A 6,967-nucleotide genomic window follows, 5' to 3' on the forward strand; every position below is an offset into this window, starting at 1 on the left:
GAGGCGTTCGACGCGCCGCCGCAGCCGGTCGAGGTGCCGCCCGGGAGGTCGGCGGTGACCGGGTTGTTGTGGCGCAACACCTACACCGACGTGTCCGCGCCGCCGGTGGTCGGTGAGCACCTGGAGCTCGCCGTCGCCGCCGGGGAGCCGACGCAGGTGTTCACGCCGGTCGGGGACGGCGGCACCCCGATCACCCTCGACCTCGGCAGCACCGGCGAGGTCGGCGTGCGCCCGTGGACCGCCGCGCCCTGACCACCGCACGCTCCCCGCACCCGCACCCGCACCCGCGCCCTGACCGCCGCGGGTGACCGCTCAGGCGCGCATGACCGTGGCGATCGGGATGCGCGCCGCCCGCAGCGCCGGGACGAGACCGCCGAGGATGCCCGCCACCAGACCGGCGACCACCCCGGCCACGGCCGCCTGCCACGGGAACGCCACGCCCTCCAGCGACGGGAACCGCGAGCCGAACAGCATCAACGCCACCTTCAGCCCCAGCGCGCCCGTGCCGATCGCCAGCGCCGCCGTCAGCAGACCGGTCAGCAACGTCTCCGCCAGCACGATCCCCGCCAGCAGCAGCCGCGGCGTGCCCACGGCCCGGCGCAGCGCGAACTCCTCGACGCGCTCACCGACGGTGGCCAGGCCGACGTTGAGGATGCCCGCCACGCCGATCAGCAGCACCAGCGCGGCCATGCCCAGGAAGATCCAGCGCATCAGCGCCAGCTCGGTGGACATCCGCTCCAGCATCGACACCGTGTTGACGTAGATGCGGTCCTCCGGCGTGCCGGCCGCGACGAGCCGGGCCCGCAGCACGTGCTCGACCTCGGTCGCCGTCGGCGCCATCAGCACCTGGAGGCCGGGCCCGGAGTTGCTGTCGCTCACGCTCGTGACCGGCAGCCAGTTCAGCAGCTCGTCGGCGCGGACGTAGGCGGTGGGCTGGTAGCCGCCGTCGTCGACCACGCCGAGGAACTGCGGCGTCGGGTTGGTGGTCGCGCCCTCGACCCTCATCTCGGCCGGCACGTGGTAGCGGGTGAAGGCCTTCGCCGCCTGCTCGTTCAGCACGAGCCGGGGCGCGAGCGACGGGTCCCCGCCGAAGTCCAACCAGCGGCCCTGCGAGGCGCGGAACGGCCGGAACTGCCGCACGTCGCCGGTCAGCCCGACGAGCTGGAGCTCGATCGCCTGCCCCTTCGGCGCGTCCGCGTCGCCGTCGTCGACCGGACGGCAACCGGACGGGTCGCACGTCATCCTCGGTCCGCCGCCGTAGTTGCCGGGCTCGTCGATCGGGCCGCCGCCCTCGTTGACCGGCTTCACGCCGGGTTCTCCGATGATCGCGCGCGCACTGGTCATGGCCACCGCGTCGGTGCGGCCCTCCAGCACCTCCAGCGCCACCGGCACGGTCCGCCCCTCCGGCGACAGGTACATCTGCCGGGTGCCGTCCTTGCCCTCGGACAGCTCGACGTCGGCGAGCATGGCCCGGTTCGCGATCTCCGAGCCCGCCTGCACCACGACCACGGCGAGCACGCCGAGGAAGAGGCTGACCATGGACAGGAACGTGCGCAGCTTGCGGGCCCTGATGCCCTGGCCGCCGATGATCAGCGACGCCCGGAGCTTGCCCGACAGCCCGATCACGCGACCACCCGCTGACCGGCCGGGCGCAGCAGGCCGTCGGACAGGTGCAGCACCCGGCCCATCTTCGCCGCGTGGTCGTGGTCGTGGGTGACCAGCACGAGGCCGCAGCCCTGTTCCGTGGTCTGGCGCAGGACCTCCACGACGAGGTTGCCGGTGTCGGTGTCCAGCGCGCCGGTCGGCTCGTCGGCCAGCAGGATCCGCGGCTCGCGCACCAGGGCGCGGGCGATGGCGACGCGTTGCTGCTCGCCGCCGGACAGCCGCGGCGGCTTGTGCTTGGCCAGGTGGCCGATGCCGACGCGCTCCAACGCCGCCAGCACCTTGGCCCTGCGCTTGCGCCTGGGCAGCCAGCCCTGGCCGTTGACCAGCGCCATGGCCACGTTCTGCGCCGCGGTGAGGTGCTTGAGCAGGAAGAAGCGCTGGAACACGAAGCCGAACTCGGCGCTGCGCAGCGCGGCGGCCTTGCGCTCGGGGATCCGGGTGATGTCCCGGTCCGCCAACAGGTACTGGCCGCCGTCGGGCCGGTCGAACAGGCCGATCAGGCTCAGCAGCGTGCTCTTGCCCGAGCCGGAGCGGCCGAGGATGGCGACGCTGTCGCCCGCGTGCACGGTCAGGTCGACGCCGGCGAGGATCGTGCGCGGCTCGTCCTGGCCCTTGAGGGTCTTGGTGACGCCGGTGAGGTGGATCAGCGGCGTCTGCGGCGCGACCGGCGGCACGATCAGGGGTGACGTGGTCACTTGCCCCCCGTCCCGGGCTGCCCCTGGCCGTCCGGCGCGGCCGGCGGCAGGTTCGGTCCGGGCACGGCCAGGGTCTCCTCGCCGGTCAGGCCCGACTTGACCTCGACCACCTTGCCGTCGGTGAGGCCCAGCTCGACGTCGGTGGTCTGCTTGGTCCCGTCGGCGACGACGACGTCGACCTTGCCCTTGCCCTGCCCGCCCGCGACCGCCTCGACCGGCACGACCAGCGCGTCCTCGGCCGACGCGGTGACCAGTTCGAGGGTGGCGGCGGCGCCGTTGATCAGCTTGACGTCGGCGGGCGCGGTGCACACCAGGCGCAGGCCGGTCGACTCGGACGAGGTGCTCGGCTCCCGCGGTTGCCGGTCCTGCTGCGGCGGAGGCGTGTTGCCGCCGGTGGCCTCGTCGTCGACCTCCGGTTCCTGGAGCGGCGGCGCGGGGACCGTGCCCGCCGGCAGCGCGGCGATCGTGCCGAGCAGGGTGCACGGGAACGGGCCGGGCCCGTTCTTGATCTGCGCCTGCACGGTGCCCTGCGCGGCGTCGGAGATCTGGTAGGCCTGCTCGCCGCTGATCTCGGCGACGATGCCGTAGCCCGCGTACTTCGCCGACGCGATCGGCATGCCCGCGGTGACCGTGGCGCGGTCGTCCACCAGGCGTCCGCCGAACGTCGAACCGGCGGGCACGTCGACGTTGTTGGGCTTGCCTTCCTGCCACACCGTCGCGAACCGGGTGGGCTTGGTCGGCGTGGCGGTCGGCTCGTCCAGGACCAGGTAGCGCACCTGGCCGGGGACCGGCGAGACGATCCCGAACAGCGGGTTCATCGTGACCTTGCCGGTGAGGCTGACCTTGTTCGTCAGGTCCTGCCGGGTCGGCTTGGCCGTGGTCTGCACGGTGCCGCGCGGCGCCAGCTCCGGGTTGAGCGGCTCCGCTCCGGTCGACGTGCACGCGACCGCGGTCAACGCGACCGCGGCGAGTCCGCACACGCGGACGAAGGCATTTTCGGACACCGGTCCCCCCAAAGCGAATCCCCGATCCGGTCTCGACAATTTACCCATATGACGCCGGCGGGATGAGCGGGGTTGCGCGGGGGTTCCCCCGGAACGCCGAACCGCCCCCGCCCCGGGTGGGGTGAGGGCGGTCCGGCGGTGGTGGGGATCAGGCGACCGCGTGCAGGTTGCCGTCGGAACCGGCGAGGCAGCGGGCCGAGCCGGCGCCCGCGTTGACGAACTCGGTGATGCAGCGGCCGAGCTGGTCGTGCGCGGCGGCGTTCGGGTGGAACGACTGCTGGGCCAGGTGGATGCCGACGGCGTCCAGCCCGCCGGTCACCAGCGCGTACGGGTCGACGGTCAGCCGGCGCTGCCACTCGCCGGCCGGGTTCTCGCCCTTGCTGCACGCCTCCCGGTTCTCCGTGGCGCGGGAGAAGTCGAGGAACTTCACGCCCGCCCGCGTCGCCACGCCGCGCAGGGACTCGGAGAACTGCGGAACGGCGACCGTGCGGCCGTAGGCCGCGTCGGCCAGGCGCAGCGGGCAGCCCTGCGGTCCGTGCAGGACGCTGTCCATCTTCTCCGTCACCGGCGAGGCGTAGGAGGTGAGGACGAGGTTGTAGGAGGACGCGGCGTAGCCCGCCTGGGTCATCGCGGCGCGGACGTCGCTCAGGGCGTTCTCCACCTTGGGCGCCATGGCGGCCAGGCGGCCGGGCCACTCGCGCTCCAGCTTGGACCGGCAGCTCGCGCCGAACGGGTTCACCCACGCCTTGACGCAGTCGACCATCGTGTCCGCGAAGTGCACGTCGTCGTTCGCGCCGACCTGCACGACGACCGTGGTGACGCGGTACTGGCGGGCGATGTCGATCAGCCGCCGGGCCTGCGAGCCCTCGGTGTAGTGCACGGTGTCGGCCAGCGACACGTTCGCGGAGTCCGCGCCCGAGCAGGCCAGGTTGAAGGTGCGGGAGGCGAGCTGCGTGCGGTGGATCATGGCCTGGGTGGAGCGGTGGCACCAGTTGCCGTTCTGGCCCTCGGTGCCCGCCTCGTAGGACCCGGCGCCCTCGCCGGACATGGCGCTGTCGCCCAGGGAGACGACGGCGGTCGGTCGGTCGTCGGCAGCGCCGGCGGCGGTGGGGACGGTGACCAGCGCGACGCCGGCCAGCAGCGCGGCGCCTATGGCGGCCAAGACTCGTTTCCTCGACACCGGTACCTCCACAGGGTGATCGTCGACCGGGGGGCGGGACGTCAACCGACCGTAAAGGCGCGTTCACACCGCGACAACAAGCCGATCGGAGGGAACCGCCGGTCCTTCGGTGCTCCGCACGCCGACGTCGCGGCCGGGACCGCCGTTCGGCGGTGGGGATGGCGGGGCGGTCTGCGACGCTGGCCTACTCCGCCACGCGAGGCCGTCCTCTGGGGGCCGTCATGCGAGTGCTCGCCGCCACCGCCACCGCTTCCGCCCTGGCCGCCGCCACCATCCTGGCCGCCGCCGCACTGGCCGCACCGCGGTCCGCCGGGATCGCGCACGCGGCCACGTCCACCGCCCGGATCGACTTCTCCGACGAGACCACCCCGCCGGCCGCCGGGTACGCGCGGGACTTCGGCGAGCCCTACGGCGTCCGGTCCACCGGTCAGACCTACGGGTGGGTGTCCTTGGGCACCACCACTCCCCTGTCGCTGGTCGGCAACGGCCGCAACCGCGGCGGCACCGGCGACCCGCGCCTGGCGACGCTGATGCACGCCCAGCTCCCGGCCACCTCGCCGGGCGTGCCGACGCCGGGCAGCTGGGAGATCGCCGTGCCGAGCGGGTCCTACAGCGTCACGGTCGCCGTCGGTGACGCGGGCACCGCCACCGACAGCACGCACTGGCTCAGCGTCGAGGACCAGAACGCCGTCGCCGCGTTCAAGCCCACCTCGACGACGAAGCACGCCACCGCGACGCGCGTGGTCACCGTGACCGACGGGCGGCTGACGCTGTCGCCGCGCTCGGGCTCGAACACGAAGGTGGACTACGTCGACGTGGACCGGGTGCCGGACGGCTCGCCGTCGGTGCGCGCCGCGACGCCCGCGAACCTGGCGACCGCGGTGGACCCCACCACGTCGGTGGTGGCCGACCTGCGGCTGCCCGCCGGCGCGGTGGACCCGGCCACGCTGTCGTCGTCCTCGGTCCGGCTGACCCGGCTGTCGGACGGCACGGCCGTGCCCGCCCACGTGATCACCAGCGGCGGCGGCGACGTTGTCAACCTGTCGCCGCTGGCGCCGCTCGCCCCGTCCACCGCCTACCGGTTCTCGGTCACCTCGGGCGTGCGGGACGTGGCGGGCACCGCGTTCCTGCCGTTCTCGTCGGTGTTCACCACCGGCGCCGGCGCGGTCGGCGGGTCGATCGCGTTCCAGCAGGTGTTCGGCGTGGCCACCGGCGCACCGTTCACCAGCGTGGCGTTCGGACCGGACGGGCGGCTGTACGCGGCCACGTCCACCGGGCAGATCCGCCGCTTCCCGGTCAACGCCGACGGCACGCTCGGTGCGGCGACCGTCATCGAGACCGTGCGCGCGCACGCCACGGCGGCCGGGTTGCCGGGTGCGCCGAACCGGACCGTGATCGGGCTGGCGTTCGACCCGGCGTCCACCGCCGCCGCGCCGGTGCTGTGGGTGACGGACAACTACGGGGGCACGTCGAACGCGCCCGACTGGTCGGGCAAGATCGCCCGGCTCGGCGGCGCGGACCTGGGCACGTACACCGAGGTGGTCACCGACCTGCCGCGCTCGGTCAAGGACCACGAGTCGAACTCGCTCGCGTTCGGTCCGGACGGCGCGCTGTACCTGGTGCAGGGCTCGATGAACGCCATGGGAGCCCCCGACACGACGTGGGGAGGTCGGGCGGAACACCTGCTCAGCGCCGCCGTGCTGAAGGTCCACCCGGCGCGGCTGCCCGCGGTGCTGCCGGTGAACGTGCGCACCGAGGCCGGTGGCGCCTACGACCCGTACGCGGCCGACGCGCCGGTGACGATCCACGCGACCGGCGTGCGCAACGCCTACGACCTGGTGTGGCACCGCAACGGGCACCTGTACGTGCCGACGAACGGTTCGGCGGCGGGTGGCAACGCGCCGGCCACGCCGTCACCGCTGCCCGCCGCGTGCGCGTCCCGCCGCGACGGCCCGTACACCGGCCCGGCGGTGCCGGCGGTGACGGGCAACCCGAACGCCGAGACCGACTACGTGTTCGACGTGAAGGCGGGGAAGTACTACGGGCACCCGGTCCCGGCGCGCTGCGAGTGGGTGCTGGCGGGCGGCAACCCGACCTCCGCCACCGACCCGTTCGAGACCGCCGCGTACCCGGTGGGCACGAAGCCGGACCGCAACCTCGACCTGGCCGGCACCTACGACGCGGGCCTGCACGCGTCACCGGACGGCGCGGTCGAGTACCGGGGTCCCGCGTTCGGCGGGCGGCTCGACGGGAAGCTGCTCGTAGTGCGCTACTCGTCCGGGCAGGACGTGCAGTACTTCGACGTGGGCCCGACCGGCGCGCTGTCGGGCCGCACGACGGGCACCACGGGCCTGACGGGCTTCAACCAACCGCTCGACATCGCCCAGAACCCCACCACCGGCTACCTCTACGTGACCGAGCTG

5 protein-coding genes and 1 pseudogene are annotated in these 6,967 nt (G+C 73.7%); 2 read left to right on the top strand and 4 right to left on the bottom strand.

What is annotated here, in order from left to right; all coding sequences use genetic code 11:
* Positions 1-252 (top strand): annotated as a pseudogene (locus AB0G02_RS24650) (DUF4232 domain-containing protein); the annotation flags it as partial.
* 60 nt (positions 253-312) lie between these two features.
* Here AB0G02_RS24650 and AB0G02_RS24655 read toward each other — a convergent pair.
* The 4 genes from AB0G02_RS24655 to AB0G02_RS24670 all read right to left on the bottom strand — a co-directional run bounded on the left by AB0G02_RS24655 (position 313) and on the right by AB0G02_RS24670 (position 4,526).
* Positions 313-1,626, bottom strand: coding sequence for an ABC transporter permease (locus AB0G02_RS24655; protein WP_360797826.1), 1,314 nt, complete (start codon positions 1,624-1,626; stop codon positions 313-315).
* Entirely contained in the window at positions 1,623-2,360 is a 738-nt protein-coding gene (locus AB0G02_RS24660) for an ABC transporter ATP-binding protein (RefSeq protein WP_360797828.1), read from the bottom strand. Before AB0G02_RS24660 ends, AB0G02_RS24655 begins: the two co-directional genes overlap by 4 nt.
* Positions 2,357-3,340 (bottom strand): efflux RND transporter periplasmic adaptor subunit, encoded by a 984-nt coding sequence (locus AB0G02_RS24665; RefSeq protein ID WP_360797830.1) that lies wholly within the window; start codon positions 3,338-3,340, stop codon positions 2,357-2,359. The genes AB0G02_RS24660 and AB0G02_RS24665 overlap by 4 nt, the downstream gene beginning before the upstream one ends.
* A 172-nt stretch (positions 3,341-3,512) precedes the next feature.
* Positions 3,513-4,526, bottom strand: coding sequence for a GDSL-type esterase/lipase family protein (locus AB0G02_RS24670; RefSeq protein ID WP_360797832.1), 1,014 nt, complete (start codon positions 4,524-4,526; stop codon positions 3,513-3,515).
* A 239-nt stretch (positions 4,527-4,765) separates the two neighbouring features.
* On the opposite strand from AB0G02_RS24670, the gene AB0G02_RS24675 reads away from it, so the two are divergent.
* Positions 4,766-6,967: Ig-like domain-containing protein (locus AB0G02_RS24675; RefSeq protein WP_360797834.1), on the top strand; the 2,202-nt coding region annotated here is incomplete at its 3' end.

It is taken from the genome of Actinosynnema sp. NPDC023658 (assembly GCF_040639995.1).
In the GTDB taxonomy this organism is placed as follows: Bacteria; Actinomycetota; Actinomycetes; order Mycobacteriales; family Pseudonocardiaceae; genus Actinosynnema.